Here is a 24,384-nt window from a genome sequence, read left to right as displayed (position 1 = left end):
CCGCAACCCCCCAGCCAACCCGACCCAAGGCCGGCGCCGAAGGCGCCCGGCGGCCTTGCCCGAGCTAGAAAACACTGCTAGCCGCCCTGCGCGAAGTCGTCGATCATCAGCCGGCCCTGCTGCTCGACCAGCGTGAAGACGTAGGCCTCCGTGGTCTGGCGGCCCTCGGCGGTGGTGAACCGAAGCGTGGCCGCGACCCGGTTGTCCCGCGCGCTGGCCGACAGCACCTCGACGGACTGGATTCCGCCCCAGAACCGGACGTAGCCCTCCTGCCCGCCGGACTTCTGCTGCGCCTGCGAGGTGAGCAGCCGCCAGCCGGCGTCCGGGTCGCCCGGCAGCAGCGCGTAGTACTGCCGCACGACGTCCTCGTAGTCGGCCGCGGAGGGCGCCGCCGGCGTGCTCGCCCCGGTCTGCGGCGGTGGCGGTTCCCGCTGTGCGGTCGCCGTGCCGGTGAGCGACTCGCCGGTCTGTTCCGGTTGCTGCGGCTGGGAGTTCGGCCGCCCGTCGTCGGTGAACAGGCTGGCCACCAGGATCCCGAGCAGCGCGGCGGCGACGATGGCCACCACGGTCAGCACGATGTTGCGGACGTTGCTGCGTCGGGCGGGCGGGCCGGGCCGGCGAAAGCCGGGTGGCGGGGTCGCGGCCGGCGGCGGTCCGGCGATCAGCGGGGGACCGGCGGCCGGCCTGGGGATCTGGGCGGGGATCGGGCCGCTCGGCGGCGGCTCGGCAAGCGGGCTCACGTCCAGCCGGGTGGCGGCCGGGCCGGGAGCGGGGGTCGCCGGTCCTGGGCGCACCGGGGGCTGTCGGAGCGGCGGCGAGACCGGGGCGATCACCTGGGTCGCGCCGAGGCTCGGGGCTGGCCGGCCGGCGGCGATCGCGAGCAGCGCGTCCCTTGCCTCGAGCATGCTCGGCCGCTCGGCCGGATCGGTCCGAAGTAGACGCATCAGCAGCGCGGTCAGCGGGCCGGCCTGGCGCGGCGGCTCCACCTTGCCCGCGGCCACGGCGTAGAGCAGGGCCAGCGTGTTCTCCCCGAGCCCGAACGGGGATTGGCCCTCGACCGCGGTGTAGAGCGTCGAGCCGAGCGAGAACACGTCCGAGGATGCGGTCGGCTCGCGGCCCTTGGCGACCTCGGGGGCGAGGTAGGCGGGCGTGCCGGCGAGCATTCCGGTGGCAGTGACCGTGATGTCCCCGACCGCCCGGGAGATCCCGAAGTCGGTGATCTTGACGGTGCCGTCGTCACCGAGCAACACGTTGGCGGGCTTGACATCGCGGTGCACGATCCCGGCCGCGTGCGCGGCGACCAGAGCGGACGCGACCTGCCCGCCGATCCGCGCGGCCTCCTCGGGGGGCAGCGGGCCCTGCTCGTTGATCACGGTGGCCAGGCTGCGCGCCGGCAGGTACTCCATGACCAGCCAGGGCTGGCCGTCGTGCTCGGCGACGTCGTAGACCGTGATCGCGTTGGGATGCGACAGCCGGGCCGCGATCCGCCCCTCGCGCATGGTCCGGTGGCGCAACTCCTCGGCCTGGTCGGCCGTGAGCCCGGGCTCGAGCAGCACCTGCTTCACCGCGACCGTGCGGTGCAACCGATCGTCGTGCGCCTGCCAGACGATGCCCATGGCGCCGCTGCCGATCCGGGCCCCCAGGCGATAGCGACCGGCCACCACCTGCTTGTCCTGGGTCACGAACAGCTCCCCTGAGCTCGACGCCTCGCTCACCTTACGTCGTCGGCTGGACCGGTGTGGTGGTCGTGGTCGGCGGCTGGGTCGTCGTGGTGGTGGTCGTGGTCGTAGTGGTGGTCGTGGTCGTCGTGGTGGTCCGGGTCGTCGTGGTGGGCTGCGGCGGCCGCGTGGTGGTGGTCGTGGTCGTGGTGGGCTGCGGCGGCGTCGTGGTGGACGACGACTCGCTGACCGGCGGGACGACCTGGCCGGCCGGCGGCTCGCTCGGGTTGGAGTCCGGCCCGTCGTTGCGGTTGGACAGCAGCCAGACGCCCACCGCGACGAGCGCGATCAGCAGCGCGCCGGCCAGCCCCAGCACTACGGCGCGGGTCCGGTCCTGCTCGGGCGGCGCGACCGGCGGGCGGCCGGGGTTCGTCCGCTGCGGCCGGACCAGCTCGGTCGGGCCGCCGACGAGCGCCGTACGGGTGCCACCGGCGATCCTGGTCGGCTCGTCCATGGGCAGCGGCGGCAGCACCGCGACCGGCCGGAGCCGGTCGATCGAGGGCTCCTCGCCGCGGCCGACGGCGGCCAGCAGCTCCCGGGTCTGCGCGGTGGACGGGCGCAGGTCTGGCTCGGTGGCCAGCATCGCGACCAGCACGTCGGTGAGCGGGCCGTCGTGTCGCGGCGGGTTGATCCGGCCCGCGGCCACCCGGTGCAGCAGGCCGAGCGTGTTCTCCGACAGCCCGAACGGGGGCTCGCCCTCGACCGCCGCGTACAGCGTCGAGCCAAGGGAGAACACGTCCGAGGCCGGCGTCGGGTCCTTGCCGACGGCCACCTCGGGCGCCAGGTACGCGGGCGTGCCGGCGATCATGCCGGTCTTGGTGACGGTGACGTCGTCCGCGGCCCGGGAGATGCCGAAGTCGGTGATCTTCACCGAACCGTCGTCACCGAGCAGGATGTTGCCCGGCTTGACGTCCCGGTGCACGATCCCGGCCGCGTGCGCGGCGGCCAGCGCGGCCGCCGACAGCGACCCGATCCTGGCCACCTGGAAGGGATCAAGCGGACCCTGCTCGGCCAGCGCGCCGGCCAGGCTCCGGGACGGCAGGTACTCCATGATCAGGCAGGGCGCCCCGTCCGCGTCGACGACGTCGAACACCGTGATCGCGTTCGGGTGGTGCAGCCGGGCCGCGATCCGCCCCTCCCGCAGGCAGCGCGCCACCGCCTCGGCCGCCTCGTCTTCCGGCAGACCGGGGGACAGCAACAGCTTCTTGACCGCGACGGTGCGGTTCAGCCGCTCGTCGTACGCCCGCCAGACCACGCCCATGGCACCCGTGCCGATGCGGCTGATCAGGCGGTACCGGCCCGCGACGACCCGGCCCTCTTCGGTCATCGTCGGGCCCCCCGGTTGCTTGCCTCGCGCGTCACGCAACCTCCCTTACGCCCCGCAACAGGCTAGGCCGATCACACAGTGCGTACGAAGGGAGTACGTGAAGTTGCGTGTTTAGAACGTAAAGCGCCCGCTGAGCGGTCCGGTCAGTTGCGCTGAGCGGACAGGATCTCCGCTCCGGTGATCCGGCGTGGGATGGTGTTGGCCACGTCCAGCAGCTGCTGCACCCGAAGGTAGCCGCCGTCTGGCAGGCGCAGTCGCACGACCGCGAGCACGTCGTCGCCGCGCTCGCGCACGTCCAGCAGCTGGATCTCGCTGACGTTCGTCCAGGCCCGGACGAACTCCCCGAGGTCGGTGCCGAGCAGGGTGCTGTCGAGCAGACCGAACGCCCGGTCCGGCGCGGTGGAGACCAGCTCGTAGAACCGCGCGACGACGTCCTTTTTGGACAGCTCGGCGTCGGGTGGGACGGCGCCGGGGCTCGGCGGGCTCGCCGGTGGGGTGGCGGGGGCCGGCGGCCCGGTGTTCTCGATCATGCCGGTGGCGTTGGTCTGCGCGCCGGGAAGCTCGGGCATGCCGGTGATCCCGGTCTGCGGCACGACCCGGTTGAGCAGGTCCGGCAGCAGCGCCTGCTCCCCGCTGATGTCGCCGGCCGGGCGCGGGCCGGCCTCGGTCGGCATGCCGGCACGCTGATGGTTGATCATGGAGGCGACCGCGATCGAGGCGCACAGCGCGAACGAGGCGACGCCGAGGCCCGCGATCTTGGCCAGCTGCGCGCCCCTTGACGGCGGGCGGCGATGCGAGCCCGCGGTCTCCTCGGCCTGGTCGAGCAGGCTCTCGAGCGCGCCCGACGCGGCTGGTTGGCCGGCCTCGCCCTGGCGCGGGCTCGGCAGCTCGAACGGCGGCAGCTGCTTTCTGATCAGCTCCGTGACATGAACCGACCCGGCGCGGATGTGCCGCCGGCCAGTCGTCAGTCGTTCCACTGTGCTGCATCCAATGTGAGGACTGTTCACCACAACTTGTTGGAGCGCGCTCATCGCGTTGCGCGTTCGGGGGAACTCGTACCGTGGCGGTGGCCACCGGCGCCAGTCATTCTCGGCGCATCACACGAATGTGGCGATAAATGGCAGCGATCCTCACTCGTATGGAGCAGTAGCTGACCGTGTGCACCGCCATCTGAACTAGGCCTCGCTGTCGCTGGTGATCTTCGGGTCGTTGCCGGTGGTGAAGGTCAGCTCGCGCTCGATGGTCATCGTGGAGCCGTCCTTCCGCACGACGAGAAGTACGCTGCGGGTGTTCGACCAGTTCGGGTCGATCGTGATTTTCTTGACCTCGATGCGCTCGACGTCGGCGTAGCGCGCCTCGATTCCCTCCGGTCCCTCGGCCCGCATTCGTCCGGCGGTCAGCCGGTAGGCGGCCTCCGGGTCGGTCAGGACATGCGCATAGTACGCCTCGGTGCGGTCGCCCAGCTTGTCCGGATCGGTCTGGGCCAGCGGCGCGGCGTCGACCGTGCTGCGCGGCGGGGCGGTGGTCGTCGGGCGCACGCTCGCCGGGGCCGGCGGGCCGGGCTGGGCCGGCCTCGCCGGCTGTCCCGGCACGGGATGGGGCTGGACCCGGTCGGCCACCTCCCGGGGCCGCGCGGGATTGCTCGTGGTGGAGGAGGTGGTCGGGCCGCTCGGCGAGGTGGAGGTCGGCGGCTCCTCGGTGAGCGCGTCCGCCGGCAGGTCGCTGATCAACAGCTGCTGGCTGGGCTGGCCGGGCAGCGCGTCGATCGTTGTGGACCGAAGCGGGTTGCCGACCAGCGTGAAGGCGGCGTAGCCGAGCGCAAGCACGACGGAGGCCGAGGTGCCGACGGCGAACCACGCGGCCCGGCGCCAGGTGCGCGGCGGGGTGACCGAGGCGGGAATCGTGCCGAGATCGAACTTGCGCAGACCCGTCGGCGGCGTGTCCGGCCAGGCGTACGCGACGGGTTCCCGTTGACCGCGGACCGCGGGCTTGAGCCTGGCGGGGATCATCACCGGCAGCGAGTCGGTGTCCCCGAGGGTCCGGATCGGCGGGGGAGCGTCGATCGGCTTGACGTGCGACGCGTAGCCGCGGGCCCGCGGGATCTCCGGCGTCCAGCCGGCGCCGTCCACCCCGCGGCGATGTCGTCCCCGGCGGGGTTCACGTTCAGCTGCACGTGCATCGGCGCTCATGTGATGTGTGACACCTCTCCCCTCCTGTCGTGACGCAGTGCGTTGGATTCGCTACTGAGTGATCATCGGGTGTCGACGACCTGGAACTCCTCGGCGAGCCGGCCCTCGGCCAGCCCGTGCTTTCCGGCGATCTCGGCGAGCCGCCGCCTGATCGACTCCACCAGCTCCGGGATGCCGCTGACCTGCGAGGCGTGCGACCGCAGGGCCGCCACCCTGGCCTCGAACACGTCGGTCACGTCGACCGCGTGGTTGCGCAGCCCGGCCGGCCCGTCGGCGATCCACAGCTCCCGCACCGTCCACGGCTCGAGGCCCTCCCGGGCGAGCAGCTCGGGATGGGCGTGGGGATTGCGGGCGTCCGGGTAGACGGCGGCGAAGGTGGCCTCGCCGACCGCGCGGTGATCGGGATGCGTGGTGGCCACGTGCTCCCAGTTGATCTCCGGCGACCAGGTGAGCACCCGGTCCGGCCGGACCCGGCGGATCACCCGGGTGATGTCCCGGCGCAGCGCGAGCGACGCCACCACGGCGCCGTCCGGATGATCGAGGAAGGCGACGTCGTGCACCCCGACGCGCTCGGCGGCGGCCACCTGCTCGGCGCGGCGGATCCGGGCCACCTCGGCCGGGCTCCGCGTGCCGTCGCCGCTGGCTTCGCCCGAGGTGCAGACGCAGTAGGAGACCTTGATGCCGGCCGCGGTCCAGGTCGCGATCGTCCCCGCCGCGCCGAAGTCGACGTCGTCCGGGTGCGCGGTGACCACCAGCGCACTGCGCACATCGGAGAGTGGAACGGCCCTGCTCACTCACATCAGAGTATGCCGTTGCGCAGCGTTGGAGAGGGTGGGCAAGCAGGTTTGTCAAACGCCACTCGACCGAGTGAGGACGAGTCGGCGAATACCCACCCCAAGTGGGATTACTGCTCCGTGCGATACCGCTGTTGGGTTGACTGCAGCGCCTTGGTGGCGGTCACCCCGGAACCGCCCGCGAGCAGGATCGCGACGACGTCGGCGAAGCCGCCGCCGCTGGTCAGCAGCCAGGCCACCAGCGCGACCGCCGTGGTGATCCCCGCGATCGGCCACCGGCTCTGCACGTACTTGGCGATCGGCGATCCGCCCGCCCGCTTGCGCGCGGCCGAGTTCAGCAGGGCCAGATAGCCCACGTGCGCCAGCGTGGCGACCACCGCGGCAATGGCGATGATGACGGCAATCAGGTTGAGCATGCCTCCAGTGTGCCCTTCGTTCCGGTGCCCGGAATCGGTGAGATCCCTGACCGAACCCTTACCGTCCCAGCCGGCCCCGGCCAAGGCTGAGCAGCGCCAGGCCGATCTGCTGCCCCTCCTTGCCCAGCTCCCGGTAGCGGGCAAGGACGTCGTTCTCCCGGTTGAGCACGAGCCGCGGGCCGCCGTTGGCGAGCCGGACGGCCCCGATCGTCTTGGAGATCTCGGTACGCCGCTTCACAAGGCGGAGAATCTCGGCGTCCAGCCAGTCGATCTCCTCGCGCAGCTCGGCGATCTGGTCGGGTCCCGGCAGATCCGCTGCCGGCGCGGTCGGGCTGGAGTCCTGCGAAGTCGGGGTCATCATGGTCCTGTCGCGGTCTGGCGGAGTGTCGGCCCCTGGTGCGAACGAAGCCCCGGGGTCCGAGGACTCCGGGGCTTCGTTGTGGTCTGTGTCGTGCTTACGCAACCACGGGAGCCGGAGTCCGGTTCCCGTAGAAAAACTCGAAGTACTGCGCTCGCACGGCACAGATTCTGGCACATCGACCTCGCGCAGTCGAACCCGTTCGCTCAACTCGCCCTCGCGCGCCGGTACGGTCCGCGAAAACCCCGGATCCTGGCGTGCACGAACAGCGACACGGCCAGCCAGAACAGCGGGAACCCCGGCCAGAAGTACGGCACGCCCGACACGATCCACCGCACGATGAGCACGGTGGCCAGCACGATGGCGAGCGCCCCGTGGACGAGCAGCGGCCGCGGCACGCCGCGGACACCCGGGGGCCACGGCCGCTGCGGCCGGTCCCGCTCCCTCGGCAGGTCCGCGGTGTACTGCGCCAGCTCGTGCCGGAAGCGGGCACCGTAGATCCCGGCGAGCCGCTCCTCGGTCTCGGCAAGCGTCAGCCGCCCCTCGGCTCCGGCATCCTGGACGATCCGCGCCACCTCCTCGCGCTCGGCGTCCGAGGCACGCACGTTGTGGTCGTGGGCAAGGGTGTTCGTCGTCATGCCGTCCATCGTCCGGTCCGCAACCGCCCCCGGCATCGGTCGCAGAGCGGCACTGTCCCTACGCCCGCCGACGTACGCCCCTACGCCGAGACCGTGACGCCCCCGCCCACAACCCACCGTCGTCCGCATCCGGCGGGTCTTCAACGGCCGCCCACTGATCGGCCCACCCCAGGCCTGGATCGGCGCTCCACCCGACTACCGCCACCGCCTCGGCTTCGAAACGTCTTCCCATGTCTCGGGGTCGGTGGCTGCATGTCGGCTCCGTTGCAGTGCCGTGCTCGCATGGCGATCTTCACCGAACTCCGTCCCCCTCGGCGCGGGCTGACGCGCGGCGTCGGGTCTGCCCGGTACCGTTGTCAGCACGATGAGCGCTCTGTTCGAAATCCCCGTGGAGACCCGCCCGCAGCGCCAGAAACCCGACCCGGCCGCCCTGCTCGCCGACCTCAACGAGCCGCAGCGCCGGGCGGTCGAGCACACCGGCTCGCCGCTGCTGGTGGTCGCGGGCGCCGGGTCGGGCAAGACCCGCGTGCTCACCCGGCGGATCGCCTACCTGCTGGCCGAGCGGGACGTGCACCCCGGCCAGATCATGGCGATCACGTTCACCAACAAGGCCGCGGCCGAGATGCGCGAGCGGGTGGTCGACCTCGTCGGGCGCAGGGCCAACGCCATGTGGGTGTCCACGTTCCACTCGATGTGCGTCCGGGTTCTCCGCCGGGAGGCCAAGAACCTCGGTATGAGGTCCGGCTTCTCGATCTACGACGCCGACGACACCCGGCGGTTGATCACGCTGGTGGCGCGCGACCTCGACCTCGATCCCCGGCGCTATCCGGCCCGCACCCTCGCCGCGCACGTGTCGAATCTGAAGAACGAGCTGGTCACCCCCGATGAGGCGGCGGCCGCCGCCGGTGACGATCTCGGGCGGCGCGTCGCGGAGGTGTACGCCGAGTACCAGCTTCGGCTCAACCAGGCCAACGCGTTCGACTTCGACGACCTGATCATGCGCACGGTCGAGCTGCTGCAGCAGCATCCGGACGTCGCCGAGTACTACCGGCGCCGGTTCCGGCACGTGCTCGTCGACGAGTACCAGGACACCAACCACGCCCAGTACCTGCTGGTCCGCGAGCTGGTGGGCACCGGGGACGATCCGGGCGAGCTGTGCGTGGTGGGCGACGCCGACCAGGCGATCTACGCCTTCCGCGGGGCGACCATCCGCAACATCGTCGAGTTCGAGCGGGACTACCCCCAGGCCACGACGATCATGCTGGAGCAGAACTACCGCTCCACCCAGACGATCCTCTCCGCGGCCAACGCGGTGATCTCCCGCAACTCCGGCCGCAAGGACAAGCGGCTGTGGAGCGCGTCCGGCGACGGCGACAAGATCGTCGGCTATGTCGGCGACAACGACCGCGACGAGGCCGCGTTCGTCGCGTCCGAGATCGACCGGCTGGTCGACGGCGGCGAGCTGCGCAACGGCGACATCGCCGTCTTCTACCGCACCAACAACCAGTCCCGGGTGTTCGAGGAGATCTTCATCCGGCTCGGCCTGCCCTACCGCGTGGTCGGCGGCGTGCGGTTCTACGAGCGCCGCGAGGTCCGGGATGCCTTGGCGTACTTGAGGGTTCTGGCCAACCCGGAGGACACGGTCAGCCTGCGCCGGATCCTCAACGTGCCCAAGCGCGGCATCGGCGACCGCGCCGAGGCCTGCGTGTCCACCCACGCCGAGCGCGAGCGGATCTCCTTCGCCGCCGCGTTGCGGGCCGCGGCGCAGGGTCGGGTGCCCGAGCTGAACCCGCGCTCGGTCAAGGCGATCGCCGGCTTCGTCGAGCTGATCGACTCGCTGCGCGCTCTGGTGGACGAGGGCCGCGACGTCGCGGAGGTGCTCGAGGCGGTGCTCGAGCGCACCGGCTACCGCGCAGAGCTGGAGTCCAGTGAGGACCCGCAGGACGCCACCCGGGTGGAGAACCTCAACGAGCTGGTGAACGTCGCCCGTGAGTTCGCCACCGAGGACGTCCCCGCCCCGATCGACCCCGAGGCCGAGCCGCTGGGCGTTGAGCCGGGCTCGCTCGATGCGTTCCTGGAGCGGGTCTCCCTGGTGGCCGACGCCGACCAGGTGCCGGACAGCGAGGACGGCGCCGGCGGCGTGGTGACCCTGATGACCCTGCACACGGCCAAGGGCCTCGAGTACCCGGCGGTGTTCCTCACCGGCTGGGAGGAGGGCGTCTTCCCGCACATGCGCGCGCTGGCCGACCCGGCCGAGCTCGCCGAGGAGCGCCGCCTCGCCTACGTCGGCATCACTCGCGCCCGCCAGCGGCTCTACCTGTCCCGGGCGATCGTCCGGTCCTCCTGGGGTCAGCCGTCGGCCAACCCGCCCTCGCGGTTCCTCGACGAGATCCCGTCCGAGCTGATCGACTGGCGGCGCCTCGAGCCGGCCCGCTCCGCTCCCAGCGCCCCCACCTGGGGCCCACGCCGCGGCGACCGCACCGGCTCCGACTCGGCCCAGGCCCAGGTCGCCGCCCGCGGTCTGCGCTCGACCCCGTTCAAGGGCTGGCAGGACACCCCCGCCATCGCCCTCGAGGTGGGCGACCGCGTCAACCACGACAAGTACGGCCTCGGCACCGTCGTCGCCACCGACGGCGCCGGCCCCCGCGCCACCGCCACCATCGACTTCGGCTCCTCCGGCACCATCCGCCTCATGCTCATCGGCAGCGTCCCGCTCACCAAGCTGTAGTTTCAAGCCGAGTTACGACAACTTTTGCGGTAACTGCCGGTTAAGCTGCATGATAGACGCATGCTGCTGCGGTTCCGGGTCTCCAACCACCGCTCCCTGCGCGACGAGCAGGAGCTGTCACTGGTCGCTGTGCCAAGGCGCGGCGAGCAGGCGGCCGCCGGTCCAATCCCTCCGACGGTCCGAGTAGCCGGCATCTACGGCGCCAACGCGTCCGGCAAATCCAACGTCCTCCATGCGCTCGGATACTTTTTCCGTGCGGTGCGGGACTCATATGCACAATGGGGCGTGGCCGGCGGGATCCCTCGCCAGCCGTTCCTTCTCGACCCTGCCGCACGGAACCAACCATCGATGTATGAAATCGACATCGCATCTGATGGAATCAGGTACACCTACGGTTTCAGGGTAAATGACGAGCGTGTGTGCCTTGAGTGGTTGCACTCCTATCATGCGAGGTCGCGCAAGCGGGTATTGTTCCGTCGCGAGAAAGACGAGTTTTATTTCGGCCGATCGCTAAGTGGTCCGAATGCGGCAATTGCACGATTGGTGAGAAAGAACGCGCTGTATCTATCCGTGGCGGCGGCGAGCAGTCATCCCATGCTCGGTCCTCTCTGCAGCGAGCTCGGGGCTCACTCCCAAGAAATTGTTGAACTCGGGCAGGGGCATCCAAAGGTGCCGATATTGGCCCGTCTCGCTCTTGCTTATGATCAATTACGGCCAAAGGTTGACAGTTGGCTACGCTTCGCGGACCTGGGTATTAGCGGCTCCGAGTTGGAGAAACCCGACCTCACCGATGAGCAGTCCAAGTGGTGGAACGAGCGAGCGCATGGAGGTGGCGGTGTCGAAGATAAAGACGCCGATGAACTCGCACGCAATGCGTACTTCGGAAAGTTGAGGCTGTTGCACGGTCGTGGTCCCAAAGATGCTCCCGTGGCGCTTCCGTTCGAATCCGAGAGTACGGGGACCCAGATCTGGTTGGCCGTTCTGGTAGAGGTGGAACCCACGCTGCGGTGGGGTGGAGTTGCACTGGTCGATGAGGTGGACAGCTCATTGCATCCAAGATTAAGTGCGGCGCTGATCCAGATGTTCAAGGACCCGGTAATCAACCCGAAAAACGCTCAGCTTATTTTCACATCACACGATGTCTCATTGCTGGGCGGCCTCATCGAGGATGAAATTCTCAGTCGCGACGAGGTGTGGTTTACGGAAAAGGGTGACGATGGCGCGACTGCAATGTTTCCACTCTCGGACTTTCATCCACGCAGAGGTGAAAATTTTGAGCGGGCTTATCTGCAGGGTAGGTATGGGGCAGTTCCTTACGTTGACATAGCGGAGCTCAGAAGGTTGTTCGATCGGAAAGTTCCCTCCTGATGGCCGCCCGGCGTCGGGCGGACTCGCTACGCCGGCGCTCACCGTCACGAAGCAGGAAGCGCAGGTTGCTTATCTGCTGCGAGGGCAAAGTGACGGAACCGGAGTACTTCCATGGTTTGGTCAAATGTCTCCGGGCTGTACCAGTGGATGTGGTCCGCTGTGACATCAAGGGTGTTGGTTGTGATTCGTTGAAGGTTGTGGTCGAGTCGGAGGTCCTGTGGCGTCGTGACAGGCGAAAGAATGGAGCCGACGCTTACGACGAGGTCTGGTGTGTGGTCGATCGTGACGACCACAACTCGCTGGGTGCTGCCCTCGAACATGCCCGTCGAGCGGGCATCAGTCTGGTTCTGTCGGTGCCGTGCTTCGACTACTGGCTTCTTCTGCACTTCGTCGACTACCGCAGGGAAGCAACGCCGACACAGATCGTGCGCGAGCTCGGCAGGCACATGGTCGGATACGACAAGCACCTGCCCGAGACGTTCCCATTCGAGCACTACGAGCAGGCGGAGGCGCGAGCGCGAGCTCGGGCCCCGGACCACACCGCGTGCAACGTGGTTGGGCCCAACCCGTCCACGAACGTGTGGCTGCTTGTCCGGGCAGTGCGAGCCGCGGGGTTCGGCAGGTAGGCCGGCAGGTCGAACACCAGTCCGAAAATTGTCGGTGCCCTCTGGTTCACTGCGCGCAGCCGAGTGACGAGGGGGTTCGCGGTGTGGATGAGATCTTGTTCCGGGCGCTGGCCGAGGGCGTCGGCCGCTATCTCGACGCGGTCGAGCGGCTGGCCGCCGCGCAGCCGAGGCCGGCCGGGTCGGAGTTGCGCCGGATGTCGGCCGCCTGGCGCGCGCTGCTCGGCCTGCACCGGCCGGACGGAGCGCGCGGACGCTGCTCGGGCTGCGAGCGGCGCGCGGCCATGTGCACGGCATGGCGGGTTGCCGCCGCCTACTTTCTCCGGCGGCTCAGAGGTTGATGCCGCGGGCGGCGAGCCACGGCACCGGGTTCAGCTTCTTGCCGGTGGCGTCCCAGACCTCGAAGTGCAGGTGCGGGCCGGTGGAGTAGCCGCGGTTGCCCATTCGGGCGATCTGCTCGCCGGCCTTGACCTTCTGGCCCTCGCGCACGTTGAAGCTGTCCACATGGCCGTACACGGTGATCGTTCCGTCGGCGTGCTGCAGCCGCACCCACAGGCCGAAGCCGCTGGCCGGGCCGGCCTCCACCACGACGCCGTCGGCGACGGCGACGATCGGGGTGCCGATCCGGTTGGCGATGTCGACCCCGTAGTGGGTCGTTCCCCACCGCGCGCCGAAACCTGAGGTGAACGTGCCCTGGGTCGGCTTGACGAACTTGGCGCGGTTGGCTTCGGCCTGCTTGGCCTGCGCGTCGGCGGCGCGCGCCTGGTTGATCTTGGCGCTCTCGGCCACCTTCTGGGCCTCGAGCGCGCCGTCCGCGGTCTTGACCACGGTGAGCACGTCCGGCGCGGACGCGACGTTGACGTTGCCGCCCCCGCCCATGCCAAGGAAGGCCGATGCGTCGTTTCCGTCGGCGAAAGGAGAAAGGTCGTTGGAGGCTTGACGAGGACCCTGAAGCGACTGCCCGGCCGCGGCCGCGGCGAACGCGCCGAGAGCTACCGCGGCGACCACGACGCGGCCGCGGGCCGCGGATGAGGGGGGCGTCGCCAACCGGTTGGTGCTCGGGGTAGTGCGTGCATCCCGGGTGCCGATCGAGGTGCGGGTACGTACCTCGACGGGAATCACCCTGGTGTGCTGTCGGCCGCTTGGGGAGCGGTGTCGAGCCAAGGCTTGCCCTTCCGTCTTCGGGGAGTCCGGGCGAACGCCTGCGCTCGTGGGGACGAGCCTCGGCGTGGACACCGGGCGGGGGATCCCGGCTGAGTCGGCTTCGGGGTTGCCGACCCCGTCCATTTCGTGACCGGACCGTGACAACGGACCGGGGGACAGTAACGAAACGGAAGCGTCGAGGGCAACTTCCTCGCTCCGTGTCGGCCAAACGGATGGCCGGCGGCAGGCCTCTGGGCTGGGACTATGACGCAAAGTCAGATACAGGGCACGGTCAGAATGTGACCGGCGTCACACAACCCGGGCGGTCCCGACGCGTCGTGTCGAGCCCCGAAGTCCATGAGGCACCTACCGTGACGAGCCCGCTGCGGCCGGCTTGCTAGCGTGCACGCCAATGACTGAGCGGACCCAATCGCCGCACGCCGACCTGGCCGAGGAGGAGCGTGCGCACGAAGGGATCGTCGACGAGCCCCGCCGCTCGGGTTGGTCGGCCGCGCCGGTCCGGCTCCGCGTCGCGCTGCCGCTGTCGGTCCTCGGCGCCGGGCTCGTCGCGCTCGGCCCCACGCTCGGGCTCGTCGACGGCCAGCCGGCCGCCGGGTTCGCCGCCCAACCGCTGCTGATCGCCCTCGCCGTGGCGGCCCCGCTGCTGGCCATCGTGGCCCTGGCGGCCCGGCGGCCGGTGATCGCCGCCGGCGTGCTGATCGGCGCCGCGGTGGTCGCACCGGGGCGGCTGCTGGTGGACCTGCAGTTCGCCCGGGACGCCCTGCTCGCGTCCCGGCCCGAGCTGATGGTGCCGACCAGCCTGACGCCGCTGCCCGCCGCCACCGGCCTGTGGGTGCTGATCGCCGGGCACGTCGCCGTCGGGCTCGCCGGCCTGCTCGTCGCCGGCCGGGCGGGCGCGGAACCGGGATCGGCCTACGCCCAGGAGCTCGACGACCCGGCCGGCGCCCCCGGGTTGACCGGGCGGCATTACCTGATCGGCTGGGCGTTCGCCTGCGCGACGCTGGCCGTGGTCGGGCTGATGCGGCCGACCTTCCGGTCCCACAACGCTTTCCAGCTCGCCCGCGAGGTGATCGAGAGCCCGGGTCTGGTCCGGGCCGGCGGGCTGCTTGTGGTCGCCGCCGTAGTGCTCGGCTGCGTCGTCGCGGCCGGCCTTGCGCCGCCGCAGCTGGCCCGCGGCGTGCTGCTCGGCCTGCTCGTGGCGGTCGCCGGCGTGACGCTGCCCGGCATCGTCGCCGGCCTGACCGTCGATCGGCTCGTCGCCGACATCGGCCCCTACCTGGCCCTCGGCGCGATCGGGGTGCTGACGCTGGTCGTCTTCCTGATGCCGGGCGCGCCAGCCGAGAAGTCCGCGGACAAGCCGGCGGCCGCCGAGCTGCGCCTGGAGTCCGGGCGGCTGCACCCGATCGCCGGCCTGCTCGGGATCCTCACCGGGCTCGCCGCGCTCGGCGGTGGGCTGGGCAGCCAGCTCGTCGTGGACGCCGGGTTGGAGCAGCCGGTCAGCTTCGCCAACCGGCAGCTCGTCCCGGCCGGCGTGCTCGTGGCCCTGCTCGGCGCCGCGCTGCTGGTGCGCGCGTGGTCCACCACCGTGCGGCCGGCCTTCACGGTCGCGCTCGCCTCGGTTCCGATGGTCGGGGCCAGCACGCTCGACGCGGCGCTCACCGGTGCCGGGATCAGCCCCGCGGTGCGGGTCGGCGCGGGCGTCTGGTCCACCGCGCTCGCGATCACCGTGGCCCTGGCCGCCGCGGCGTGCGCGGGGATCGCCGGCAGCGCCGAGCGCGACGACGTCGATCTCACCGAGCGGCGGACCAACGCGATGGTGGTGGCGCCCGCCGCGGCGGCGGTGCTGTTCGCCGTCGGCGCGTTCGCCCTGCCGGCCGTGCGCGCGCCCGGCTTCGTCGCCCCCGACATCTGGTCCAACTTCCGCCTCACCTCGTGGGGTCTGGTGCTCGGGCTGGTCGTCGTGGTCGCCGCCGCGGTGCTGGCGCCGAGGTCCCGCCCGGCACGGGCGGCCTCCCTGCTGCTCGGCGCCGCCGCGGTGGTCGGCGTGCACCTGCTCGAGCTCCCGCTCACCGGCGACCGCGCTCCGGACGCCAGCGCCGGCCCCGGCACGCTGCTCTCGGTCGCCTGCGTCGCCACGCTCCTGATCGCGGCCTTCGTCGCCGTGGCACTGCGACCCGCGCCCCAGCGCGGGCGGTGAGAGACCTCACCGGATGCGGCGTGCCACGCCGGCGCGCCGCTCGCTAATGTCCTTTCGTCCGACGGCGCTGTAGTCAGGAGACTGTCGAGTGGATTTGTACGAGTACCAGGCGAAGGAGTTGTTCGCCGGACACGGTGTTCCGGTGCTGCCGGGCGAGGTGGCCGAGACCTCGGATCAGGCCCGCGCGGCAGCCGAGCGGTTCGGGCGGACCGTGGTAGTCAAGGCGCAGGTGAAGACCGGCGGCCGGGGCAAGGCCGGCGGCGTGAAGCTGGCCGAGACGCCGGACGAGGCGAAGGCGAGGGCCGACGCCATTCTGGGGATGGACATCAAGGGCCACACGGTGCACCGCGTGCTGGTGACCCCGGCGTCGGACATCGCCGAGGAGTACTACTTCTCGTTCCTGCTCGACCGCGCCAACCGGACGTTCCTGGCGATGGCCTCGGCCGAGGGCGGCGTGGACATCGAGCAGCTCGCCGTCGAGCGCCCGGAGGCGTTGGCCAAGGTTCCGGTCGACCCGCTGCTCGGCGTGGACACCGCCAAGGCGCGGGAGATCGTGGCCGCGGCGAGGTTCCCGGACGCGGTCGCCGACGAGGCCGCCGAGGTGATCGTCAAGCTGTGGGACACGTTCGTCGGCGAGGACGCCACGCTGGTCGAGGTGAACCCGCTCGTGCGCGACCCCGACGACCGGGTGATCGCCCTGGACGGCAAGGTCACCCTGGACGACAACGCGTCCTTCCGGCACGCCGAGCACGCGGCCCTTGTGGACAAGCAGGCCGAGGACCCGCTCGAGGCCGCCGCCAAGGAGAAGGACCTCAACTACGTCAAGCTCGACGGTCAGGTCGGGATCATCGGCAACGGCGCAGGGCTCGTGATGTCCACTTTGGACGTCGTGGCGTACGCGGGCGAGGAGTTCGGGGTGCGGCCGGCCAACTTCCTGGACATCGGTGGCGGCGCGTCGGCCGAGGTCATGGCCAACGGCCTGGAGATCATCCTGTCGGACCCGGACGTGCGCAGCGTGTTCGTCAACGTGTTCGGCGGGATCACCGCCTGCGACGCGGTGGCCAACGGGATCGTGCAGGCGTTCCGGCTGCTGGAGTCCCGCGGCGACACGGTGAACCGGCCGATCGTGGTGCGGCTGGACGGAAACAACGCCACCGAGGGCCGCCGGATCCTCACCGAGGCGGCACTGCCCGGGCTGCAGCAGGTGGACACGATGGACAACGCGGCCAGGGTGGCCGCCCAACTTGCCGCGCAGGGGGAGTGACTGGCGATGGCGATCTTCCTCGACGAGAGCTCCAGGATCATCGTGCAGGGCATGACCGGCTCCGAGGGCACCCGGCACACCCGGCGCATGCTGCGCGCCGGCAGCAACGTGGTCGGCGGCGTCACGCCCGGCAAGGGCGGTCAGAGCGCCGACTTCAGCGACGTCAAGTCCGGCCTGTTCCTCCCGGTGTACAACAGCGTCGGCGAGGCGATGGCGGCGACCGGCGCGGACGTGACGGTGGTGTTCGTGCCGCCGCGGTTCGCCAAGTCGGCGGTGATCGAGGCGATCGACGCGGGGATCGGGCTGGCGGTCGTGATCACCGAGGGCATCCCGGTGCACGACACCGCCGTGTTCTGGGCGCACGCCTGCGCCACCGGCAACAAGACCCGGATCATCGGGCCGAACTGCCCCGGCGTGATCTCCCCAGGCAAGTCCAACGCCGGCATCATCCCGGCCGACATCACCGGTCCCGGCCGCATCGGCCTGGTCTCCAAGTCCGGGACCCTGACCTACCAGTTGATGTACGAGCTGCGCGACATCGGGTTCTCCTCTGCGGTGGGCATCGGCGGAGACCCGGTGATCGGCACGACCCACATCGACGCGCTGGCCGCGTTCCAGGACGACCCCGAGACCGAGCTGATCGTGATGATCGGGGAGATCGGCGGGGACGCCGAGGAGCGCGCCGCGGCCTACATCAAGGACAACGTGACCAAGCCCGTCGTCGGGTACGTGGCCGGGTTCACCGCGCCGGAGGGCAAGACCATGGGCCACGCCGGGGCCATCGTGTCGGGCTCCTCGGGCACCGCGGCCGCCAAGAAGGCGGCGCTGGAGTCGGCCGGCGTCAAGGTCGGCAAGACCCCCAGCGAGACGGCGGATCTGGCCCGCCAACTCGTCGCCCCCTAATTTGCGCGAGTCCCGCACCGGTGGGCCGAACGGTGGTGTACCGTCCGGCCCCAGCGTCGATACAGCTGAGGAGAAGCACGCAATGAGCTACCCAGGCGGTGGACCAGGCGGGTATCCCGGTCAGGGCCCGCAGCAGCCGCAACCAGGTTGGGGCCCCCCGGCCGCGGGTGGGACGAAGCTCAGCCTGCCGCAGATCGGATACCTGGTCGTCGGCGGACTCGGGGTGCTCAACCTGTTCGTCGCCTTCGCCTCGGTGCAGGGCGGCGGTTCCGTCCAGGGCTTCGACGTCCCCGGAACGAGCTTCTACGAGGCGGGCCTCGGCTGGATTCCCGGTCTGCTGCTCATCTCCGGACTGGCCGCGCTGCTCAACATCCTTCCAGGGGACGCCAAGCCCGGCGTGTGGCCGGCGATCTTCGCGGTCGGCGCGGTCCTGCCGTTCCTGTTCATGGTCTTCTCCGGCGGCGATCTGGCCATCGGCGGTGTGCTGGTGCTGATCTTCGGCATCCTCCAGATGCTCGCCGCCGTCGGCGTCTACCTGCTCGAGTCCGGAATCATCAAGATGCCGGCGCCCGGCCAGCCGCAGTACGGCCACCCCGGCGGCTACGGCCCGCCGCCGGGCCAGTTCCCGCCGCCGCAGCCGCCCGGCCAGTACGGCCAGACCCAGCAGTACCCCCCGCAGCCGGGGCAGTACCCGCCGCCGCAGCAGCCTCCGCAGCACCCGGGCACGCCGCCCGGCGGATACCCGCAGCAGGGCTAGCCTCCGCCCGCAGGGCTCACCGGATGGTGTGACGGCGGCGTGGCTCACCCGAATGGCCCAACCCGGGTGCGAAAGTGATCCACGTGGCGCCGCTCCGCTTCGGTCTCGCGGCCACCGATCAGTACGACGCGGTGGCCGAGTTCGCCGACGAGTACGACGCCGTTCCGCTCGCCGGCCGGGTCCGCGTGCTGGCCATGATCACGCTCGGCCCGCTGATCACCGGGTACGCCGCCGTGGCCGCGGTGCTCGCGCTGGTCACCGCCGCCGCGTCCAAGGCGCACTTCTCCACGGCCGGCGTGCTCAGCTCCGCCATGCCCGGATGGCTTGCCGCACACCAGGTTCCGCTCCGCATCGAGGGCCACGACCTGGGCGCGCTGCCGCTGCTGCCGTCCATCGCGGCCGTCGTGCTGCTGGCCAGGACCGCCTCCGGGGCGGCCCAGCGCCTCGACCTGTACACGCCCGCGCAGGCCGGCCAGGTGGTGCTGGCCATCACCGGCGGGCACGCCGCTTTCGGCCTGGCACTGGGGTTGCTGTGCGCCGGCGGGCCGGCGACGGTCGACCCGCTCGCCGCGTTCTACTACCCGGCGCTGCTGGCTGCCGCCGCCTCGGTCGCCGGCGTGGCGCGCCACGGCGGGCTGCTCGAGCTGGCGCTCGAGCGCGTCGACGAGGTGGCCATGCGCGGGCTGCGGGTGGGCGTGCTCGCGGTCGTGGTTCTGCTCGCGGCCGGCGCCCTCGCGCTCACCCTCGGGCTGGTCACGTCCGTGCCGACCGTCCGGGACATTTTCGCCCGCAACGCATCCGGGTTCGGCAGCGGGCTGGGCATGCTGCTGCTGTCGGTCGGGTACCTGCCGAACGGGGTGATCGCCGGGACGTCCTTTGTGGCCGGTTCGGGCTTCGCCATGGGGGAGATCTCGGTGGCGCCGCTGGACTTCGCCGGTGGTCCGGTGCCGGGCCTGCCGCTGCTCGCCGCGCTGCCGGAGTCCCCGGCGGTGTGGTGGCCGGTGCTGCTCGTCCTGCCCGTCGCGGTCGGCGTGCTCGTCGGGCGGTTGCTGCGCGACGTGGCCACCGAGCCGGTGGCCCGGCTGCGCGCGGTCGCGGTGGCCACCGGGGTGGTGGCGCTGAGCTTCGTGATTCTGGCCGGCAGCGCCGGTGGCCCGCTGGGCGGCGGCCGGTTCGACCCGGTCGACCTGCGCGCCGCGTCGCTGTCCCTGGCCCTGGTCGCCTGGGTCGGCCTGGTCGGGGCGGCGGTGGCCTGGTTCGGCGGGGGCTGGGCGGCCCTGGACGGCCCGTCCGGTCTCCTCGACGACGCCGAGCCGGACGGCGAGGCGCAGCCCGAGGATCCCGAGGCGCGGCCCGAGGATCCCGAGCCCGGCGGCGAGGAGCCCGCACCGGCCGAGGAGGGCGACTCCCCGGACCTGGCCGACAAGATCGACTAATGGCCCCCTACCCTGGCCATACTGTGAAACCCAGCTCCACGCCCCGCACTCCGCGGCCGCCGGCCCGGGTCGTCGTCCTGGTCTCCGGTTCGGGAACCCTGCTGCAGGCCATCCTGGACGCCGCACCCGCCAGGGTGGTGGCCGTCGGTGCGGACCGGACCGGCATCGAGGGGTTGGCCAGGGCGCGGCGTGCCGGCGTGCCGACGTTCGTGGTGCGGGTGGCCGACCACCCGGACCGGGCCGCGTGGGATGAGGCGCTGACCGAGGCGGTGGCCGCGCACGAGCCCGACCTGGTCGTGTCCGCCGGGTTCATGAAGATCCTCGGGCCGGCCTTCCTCGACCGGTTCGGCGGCCGGGTGCTGAACACGCATCCGGCGCTGCTGCCGGCGTTTCCCGGCACGCATGCCGTGGCCGACGCCCTCGCCTACGGCGTCAAGGTCACCGGGTGCACCGTGCACCTGGTCGACGCCGGCGTGGACACCGGGCCGATCCTCGCCCAGGAGGCGGTCGCGGTCGAGCCCGGAGAGGACTCCGACAAGCTGCACGAGCGGATCAAGGTGGTGGAGCGCCGGCTGCTGGTCGACGTGATCGCCAGAATGGCCCGGGAGGGCTACACCGTGAACGGACGAGAGGTGACCATCCCGTGAGTGGGGCCACAATGGACAGACGACCCGTGAAGCGGGCGCTGATCGGGGTGTCGGACAAGGCCGGTCTGCTGGAGCTGGCCACCGGCCTGCACGCGGCCGGCGTCGAGATCGTGTCCACCGGCGGCACGGCACGGGTCATCGCCGACGCCGGCGTTCCGGTGACCCCGGTCGAGGAGGTGACCGGCTTCCCGGAGTCCCTTGACGGCCGGGTGAAGACGCTGCACCCGCGGGTGCATGCCGGGCTGCTGGCCGACCTGCGCAAGCCCGAGCACGCCGCCCAGCTGTCCGCGCTCGGCATCGCGCCGTTCGACCTGCTGGTGGTCAACCTCTACCCGTTCGCCCAGACCGTCGCGTCCGGCGCCGGCCAGGAGGAGTGCGTGGAGCAGATCGACATCGGTGGGCCGGCCATGGTGCGCGCCGCCGCCAAGAACCATGCCTCGGTCGCGGTCGTGGTGGATCCCGCGCGCTACGGCTGGGTGCTCGAGCAGGTCCGGGCCGGCGGGTTCACCCTGGCCGACCGGCGCGCGCTGGCGCTGGCCGCGTTCCGGCACACGGCCTCCTACGACGTGGCCGTCGCCTCCTGGATGGGTTCGGTCCTCGCTCCGGACGACGCCGGCTCCGGCTTCCCCGGCTGGGCGGGTGCGAGCTGGACCCGGCGCGATGTGCTGCGCTACGGCGAGAACCCGCACCAGCGGGCGGCCTTGTACGTCTCCGACTTCCCCCGCCCCGGCCTGGCCACCGCCAAGCAGTTGCACGGCAGGGAGATGTCGTACAACAACTACGTCGACGCCGACGCCGCGTGGCGGGCGGCGCACGACCACGAGCCACCCTGCGTGGCGATCATCAAGCACACCAACCCGTGCGGCATCGCGGTGTCTACAGTGGACGGTGTGGGCACGATCGCCGACGCGCACCGGCGAGCGCACGCCTGCGACCCGGTCAGCGCGTTCGGCGGGGTGATCGCGGCCAACCGCGAGGTGAGCGTGGACATGGCCGAGCAGGTCGCCGAGGTGTTCACCGAGGTGATCATCGCTCCGTCCTATGCGGACGGTGCGGTGGACATCCTGATGCGCAAGAAGAACATCCGCATCCTGGTCGCCGAGCCGCCGGTGCGCGGCGGTCCGGAGTTCCGGGCGATCTCCGGCGGCCTGCTCATGCAGACGATGGACACCATCGACGCCGAGGGCGACGATCCGGTCAAGTGGACGCTGGCCACCGGCGCCGCGGTCGACGAGGCCACGCTTGCCGACCTGGCCTTCGCCTGGCGCTGCTGCCGCGCCGTGAAGTCCAACGCGATCCTGCTCGCCGCCGGCGGCGCCACGGTCGGCGTCGGCATGGGCCAGGTCAACCGGGTGGACGCCGCCCGGCTCGCCGTCCAGCGCGCCGGTGACCGGGCCCGCGGCTCCGTCGCCGCCTCGGACGCCTTCTTCCCGTTCCCGGACGGCCTGCAGGTCCTCGTCGACGCCGGCGTCCGCGCCGTCGTCCAGCCCGGCGGCTCGGTCCGCGACGTCGAGGTCATCGCCGCCGCCGAGGCCGCCGGCATCCCCCTCTACCTCACCGGCACCCGCCACTTCGCCCACTGAGCGCCTGTCCGGGATTAACTGCTGTGCCGCCTCTCCGGGATCAACTGCTGTCGTTGCGTTCCAGCCGATGGTGCGGATGTCGGGTTGATTGTGGCTGGGTGCCGCCACGGTCCCCTGAGGTTCCGGTCGTCGGGTCCAAGACGCACAGATGTTTAACGTCGCTGGTGGGAGTGGGTACGGCGGTAGGTTGACAGGCGTTGCAACCCAAGGTTGACTGGTTGTCGAACAGACGTTCGAGAGCAGGTGTCAGCCGATGTCCGCGCCCGCTGCCCCGAGCCTGGCCACCTCCCGACTGGTGGGAGTGGCCAGCGGCCTGCGCGCGGCGCCCAGCGATCCGGCCAGGGTGCTGCCGGTGCGGGACGAGCTGGCGGACCTGTTCCCGTGGGGCGGCCTGCGCCGCGGCACCACGATCGCCGTGCGGGGCTCCACCGCGCTGCTGCTCGCCCTGCTCGCCGAGGCGACCGCGAACGGCTCGTGGGCCGCGGTCGTCGGCGTGCCCGACCTCGGCGTGCTGGCCGCCGCCGAGACCGGGGTGGTGACCGACCGGCTCGCCCTGATCCCCGACCCCGGCGCCCAGCCGAGCTCGGTGATCGCCGCCCTGCTGGACGGCCTCGACCTGGTCGCGGTCGCCCCCGGCCGGCTCGCCGACGCCCACGCCCGCCGGCTGTCCGCCCGCGCCCGGCACCGCGGCGCCGTCCTCCTCCCGCTCGGGCCGTGGCCCGGCGTCGACCTCGAGCTGCGCTGCGACCGGTCCACCTGGACCGGGCTCGGCCTCGGCCACGGCCACCTGCGCCAACGGGAGGTCGTCGTGCACACCCGCGGCCGCGGCTCGGCCGCCCGGCCCGGCCGCGCCACCCTCCTGCTGCCCGGCCCCACCGGCACGGTCCGGCCGGCCCCGTTCGAGCCACCCACCGAGCTACGGCCCCGCCTGCGGGATCGCGCGGGGTGACCATGTCCGTTCGGCTGCTGGTGGTGTGGTGCCCGGACTGGCCGGTGGTGGCCGCCGCGGTGACCGCCGGGTTGAGTCCGCGGCTACCGATGGCGGTGGTGGCGGCGAACCGGGTGGTGGCGTGCTCGGCGGTGGCCAGGACCGAGGGCGTCCGGCGCGGCATGCGCCGGCGGGAGGCGCAGGGTCGCTGCCCGGAGCTGGCCGTGTTTGTCGACGATCCGGTCCGGGACGCGCGGCTGTTCGAGCCGGTGGCCGCGGCCGTCGAGGAGCTCGCGGTCGGCGTGGAGGTGGTGCGGCCGGGGGTGGTCGCGGTGCCCGCGCGCGGCCCGGTCGGCTACTTCGGCGGCCCGGAGGCGGCCGCGGAGCGGCTGGTCGACCAGGTCGCCGGCAAGGCCGGGGTGGAGTGCCAGATCGGCATCGCCGACGGGCTGTTCGCCGCCACCCTCGCCGCCCGCCTGGGCGTGCTGGTCCCGGCCGGCGAAACCCCGGACTTCCTTGCGCCGCTTGGCATCCATGAGCTCAACGACCCGCACGGCCCGGACCGCGCCGACCTGGTCGACCTGCTGCGCCGGCTGGGCCTGCGCACCCTCGGCGCGTTCGCCGCGGTGCCCGAGCGGGACGTGGCCTCCCGGTTCGGCGCCGCCGCCGTGCTCGCCCACCGTCTGGCCCGCGGGCTGGAGGAGCGGCCCCCGGCGCGCCGCCGCCCGCCGCCCGAGCTGTCCGTCATCGAGGAGCTCGACCCGCCGGTCGACCGGGTCGACGCGGCCGCGTTCGTGGCAAGGACCCTGGCCGAGCGGCTGCACTCCGGCCTGGCCGCGCACGGTCTGGCCTGCACCCGGCTGGGCATTCAGGCGACCACCGAGCGGGGCGAGGAGCTGGGCCGGGTCTGGCGCTGCGCCGAGCCGCTCACCCCGTCCGGGATCGCCGACCGGGTGCGCTGGCAGCTCGACGGGTGGCTGCGCGGGGCGGACCGGCCCAGCAGCGGGGTGACCCTGCTGCGCCTCGACCCGGTGGAGGTGGTCGAGGGGCACGCGCTGCAGCTGGACCTGTGGCGCGGCGACGGGCACGCCGAGGCCGCCGAGCGGGCCGGCCGCGCGCTGGTGCACGTGCAGGGGCTGCTCGGCCAGGACGGCGTGGTCACCCCGGTGCTCGGCGGCGGCCGCGGCCTGGTCGACCGGGTGCGCCTGGTGCCGTGGGGCGACGAGCGGGTGCCGCAGCGGTCGGTGGCGCAGCCCTGGCCGGGTCGGCTGCCGCCCCCGGCGCCCGCCACGGTGTACCCCAATCCGTTGCCGGCGATGGTGTGCGACTCCGGCGGCGCCCCGGTG

General features: G+C 71.8%; 22 protein-coding genes. 13 read left to right on the top strand and 9 right to left on the bottom strand.

The window, feature by feature from the left end:
* Positions 1–77 precede the first annotated feature (77 nt).
* From VGX25_RS11115 to VGX25_RS11080, 8 genes are all read right to left on the bottom strand, one after another.
* Positions 78–1,682 (bottom strand): serine/threonine-protein kinase, encoded by a 1,605-nt coding sequence (locus VGX25_RS11115; RefSeq protein WP_326917573.1) that lies wholly within the window; start codon positions 1,680–1,682, stop codon positions 78–80.
* A 34-nt stretch (positions 1,683–1,716) separates the two neighbouring features.
* Positions 1,717–3,045, bottom strand: a complete 1,329-nt coding sequence (locus VGX25_RS11110; RefSeq protein ID WP_326917571.1) for a serine/threonine-protein kinase — start codon at positions 3,043–3,045, stop codon at positions 1,717–1,719.
* Between the two features lie 143 nt (positions 3,046–3,188).
* On the bottom strand, positions 3,189–4,022 hold the full coding sequence (locus tag VGX25_RS11105; RefSeq protein ID WP_326917570.1) for a hypothetical protein: 834 nt from the start codon (positions 4,020–4,022) through the stop codon (positions 3,189–3,191).
* Positions 4,023–4,220: 198 nt separating this feature from the next.
* The gene (locus tag VGX25_RS11100) at positions 4,221–5,174 is read right to left on the bottom strand and encodes a hypothetical protein (protein WP_326917569.1); all 954 of its coding nucleotides are present in this window, start codon (positions 5,172–5,174) and stop codon (positions 4,221–4,223) included.
* Between the two features lie 122 nt (positions 5,175–5,296).
* Positions 5,297–6,028, bottom strand: a complete 732-nt coding sequence (locus VGX25_RS11095) for a PIG-L deacetylase family protein (RefSeq protein ID WP_326917568.1) — start codon at positions 6,026–6,028, stop codon at positions 5,297–5,299.
* A 110-nt stretch (positions 6,029–6,138) separates the two neighbouring features.
* On the bottom strand, positions 6,139–6,444 hold the full coding sequence (locus tag VGX25_RS11090) for a hypothetical protein (protein WP_326917567.1): 306 nt from the start codon (positions 6,442–6,444) through the stop codon (positions 6,139–6,141).
* Between the two features lie 58 nt (positions 6,445–6,502).
* Positions 6,503–6,802: a chorismate mutase gene (locus VGX25_RS11085; RefSeq protein WP_326917572.1), complete on the bottom strand. Its 300-nt coding sequence runs from the start codon at positions 6,800–6,802 to the stop codon at positions 6,503–6,505.
* Positions 6,803–7,008: 206 nt separating this feature from the next.
* Positions 7,009–7,440: a DUF1707 domain-containing protein gene (locus VGX25_RS11080; RefSeq protein WP_326917566.1), complete on the bottom strand. Its 432-nt coding sequence runs from the start codon at positions 7,438–7,440 to the stop codon at positions 7,009–7,011.
* Between the two features lie 364 nt (positions 7,441–7,804).
* Here VGX25_RS11080 and pcrA point away from each other — a divergent pair, with 364 nt between their 5' ends.
* The 4 genes from pcrA to VGX25_RS11060 all read left to right on the top strand — a co-directional run bounded on the left by pcrA (position 7,805) and on the right by VGX25_RS11060 (position 12,500).
* Complete coding sequence (gene pcrA, locus VGX25_RS11075; protein ID WP_326917565.1) at positions 7,805–10,168, top strand: DNA helicase PcrA; 2,364 nt, start codon at positions 7,805–7,807, stop codon at positions 10,166–10,168.
* A gap of 60 nt (positions 10,169–10,228) precedes the next feature.
* The gene (locus VGX25_RS11070) at positions 10,229–11,536 is read left to right on the top strand and encodes an ATP-binding protein (protein WP_326917564.1); all 1,308 of its coding nucleotides are present in this window, start codon (positions 10,229–10,231) and stop codon (positions 11,534–11,536) included.
* Positions 11,536–12,162, top strand: coding sequence for an RloB family protein (locus VGX25_RS11065; protein WP_326917563.1), 627 nt, complete (start codon positions 11,536–11,538; stop codon positions 12,160–12,162). The genes VGX25_RS11070 and VGX25_RS11065 overlap by 1 nt, the downstream gene beginning before the upstream one ends.
* An 83-nt stretch (positions 12,163–12,245) precedes the next feature.
* A complete protein-coding gene (locus tag VGX25_RS11060) occupies positions 12,246–12,500 on the top strand; it encodes a hypothetical protein (RefSeq protein ID WP_326917562.1) in 255 nt (84 codons plus the stop codon).
* Here the strand turns inward: VGX25_RS11060 and VGX25_RS11055 are convergent.
* Positions 12,490–13,206: a M23 family metallopeptidase gene (locus VGX25_RS11055; RefSeq protein WP_326917561.1), complete on the bottom strand. Its 717-nt coding sequence runs from the start codon at positions 13,204–13,206 to the stop codon at positions 12,490–12,492. The genes VGX25_RS11060 and VGX25_RS11055 overlap by 11 nt on opposite strands.
* A 508-nt stretch (positions 13,207–13,714) precedes the next feature.
* On the opposite strand from VGX25_RS11055, the gene VGX25_RS11050 reads away from it, so the two are divergent.
* The 9 genes from VGX25_RS11050 to VGX25_RS11010 form a co-directional block, all read left to right on the top strand.
* On the top strand, positions 13,715–15,520 hold the full coding sequence (locus VGX25_RS11050) for a hypothetical protein (protein WP_326917560.1): 1,806 nt from the start codon (positions 13,715–13,717) through the stop codon (positions 15,518–15,520).
* Between the two features lie 88 nt (positions 15,521–15,608).
* Positions 15,609–16,784: an ADP-forming succinate--CoA ligase subunit beta gene (sucC, locus tag VGX25_RS11045; protein WP_326917559.1), complete on the top strand. Its 1,176-nt coding sequence runs from the start codon at positions 15,609–15,611 to the stop codon at positions 16,782–16,784.
* Between the two features lie 6 nt (positions 16,785–16,790).
* Entirely contained in the window at positions 16,791–17,687 is an 897-nt protein-coding gene (gene sucD / locus VGX25_RS11040; RefSeq protein ID WP_326917558.1) for a succinate--CoA ligase subunit alpha, read from the top strand.
* Positions 17,688–17,769: 82 nt separating this feature from the next.
* Entirely contained in the window at positions 17,770–18,444 is a 675-nt protein-coding gene (locus VGX25_RS11035) for a DUF5336 domain-containing protein (protein WP_326917557.1), read from the top strand.
* A gap of 83 nt (positions 18,445–18,527) precedes the next feature.
* Positions 18,528–19,880, top strand: a complete 1,353-nt coding sequence (locus tag VGX25_RS11030) for a DUF6350 family protein (RefSeq protein WP_326917556.1) — start codon at positions 18,528–18,530, stop codon at positions 19,878–19,880.
* The gene (purN, locus tag VGX25_RS11025; protein WP_414635761.1) at positions 19,880–20,527 is read left to right on the top strand and encodes a phosphoribosylglycinamide formyltransferase; all 648 of its coding nucleotides are present in this window, start codon (positions 19,880–19,882) and stop codon (positions 20,525–20,527) included. Before VGX25_RS11030 ends, purN begins: the two co-directional genes overlap by 1 nt.
* An 11-nt stretch (positions 20,528–20,538) precedes the next feature.
* A complete protein-coding gene (purH, locus tag VGX25_RS11020) occupies positions 20,539–22,110 on the top strand; it encodes a bifunctional phosphoribosylaminoimidazolecarboxamide formyltransferase/IMP cyclohydrolase (protein WP_326917554.1) in 1,572 nt (523 codons plus the stop codon).
* 253 nt (positions 22,111–22,363) lie between these two features.
* Positions 22,364–23,059 carry a hypothetical protein gene (locus tag VGX25_RS11015; protein ID WP_326917553.1) on the top strand — a complete coding sequence of 232 codons (696 nt, stop codon included), beginning with the start codon at positions 22,364–22,366 and terminating at the stop codon, positions 23,057–23,059.
* 2 nt (positions 23,060–23,061) lie between these two features.
* The coding region (locus VGX25_RS11010; protein WP_326917552.1) for a DNA polymerase Y family protein at positions 23,062–24,384 on the top strand (1,323 nt) is incomplete at its 3' end.

Source organism: Actinophytocola sp. (genome assembly GCF_035942955.1).
GTDB lineage: Bacteria > Actinomycetota > Actinomycetes > Mycobacteriales > Pseudonocardiaceae > DASYTH01.
This window is presented reverse-complemented; position numbering and strand designations above follow the sequence as displayed.

Excerpts from the sequence above, each read along its gene's own strand:
- VGX25_RS11110 (WP_326917571.1), bottom strand. The coding sequence starts at position 3,045 with ATGACCGAAGAGGGCCGGGTCGTCGCGGGCCGGTACCGCCTGATCAGC.
- VGX25_RS11090 (WP_326917567.1), bottom strand. The coding sequence starts at position 6,444 with ATGCTCAACCTGATTGCCGTCATCATCGCCATTGCCGCGGTGGTCGCC.
- VGX25_RS11085 (WP_326917572.1), bottom strand. The coding sequence starts at position 6,802 with ATGACCCCGACTTCGCAGGACTCCAGCCCGACCGCGCCGGCAGCGGAT.
- VGX25_RS11080 (WP_326917566.1), bottom strand. The coding sequence starts at position 7,440 with ATGACGACGAACACCCTTGCCCACGACCACAACGTGCGTGCCTCGGAC.
- pcrA (WP_326917565.1), top strand. The coding sequence starts at position 7,805 with ATGAGCGCTCTGTTCGAAATCCCCGTGGAGACCCGCCCGCAGCGCCAG.
- VGX25_RS11070 (WP_326917564.1), top strand. The coding sequence starts at position 10,229 with ATGCTGCTGCGGTTCCGGGTCTCCAACCACCGCTCCCTGCGCGACGAG.
- VGX25_RS11065 (WP_326917563.1), top strand. The coding sequence starts at position 11,536 with ATGGCCGCCCGGCGTCGGGCGGACTCGCTACGCCGGCGCTCACCGTCA.
- VGX25_RS11050 (WP_326917560.1), top strand. The coding sequence starts at position 13,715 with ATGACTGAGCGGACCCAATCGCCGCACGCCGACCTGGCCGAGGAGGAG.
- sucD (WP_326917558.1), top strand. The coding sequence starts at position 16,791 with ATGGCGATCTTCCTCGACGAGAGCTCCAGGATCATCGTGCAGGGCATG.
- VGX25_RS11035 (WP_326917557.1), top strand. The coding sequence starts at position 17,770 with ATGAGCTACCCAGGCGGTGGACCAGGCGGGTATCCCGGTCAGGGCCCG.
- purN (WP_414635761.1), top strand. The coding sequence starts at position 19,880 with ATGGCCCCCTACCCTGGCCATACTGTGAAACCCAGCTCCACGCCCCGC.
- purH (WP_326917554.1), top strand. The coding sequence starts at position 20,539 with ATGGACAGACGACCCGTGAAGCGGGCGCTGATCGGGGTGTCGGACAAG.
- VGX25_RS11015 (WP_326917553.1), top strand. The coding sequence starts at position 22,364 with ATGTCCGCGCCCGCTGCCCCGAGCCTGGCCACCTCCCGACTGGTGGGA.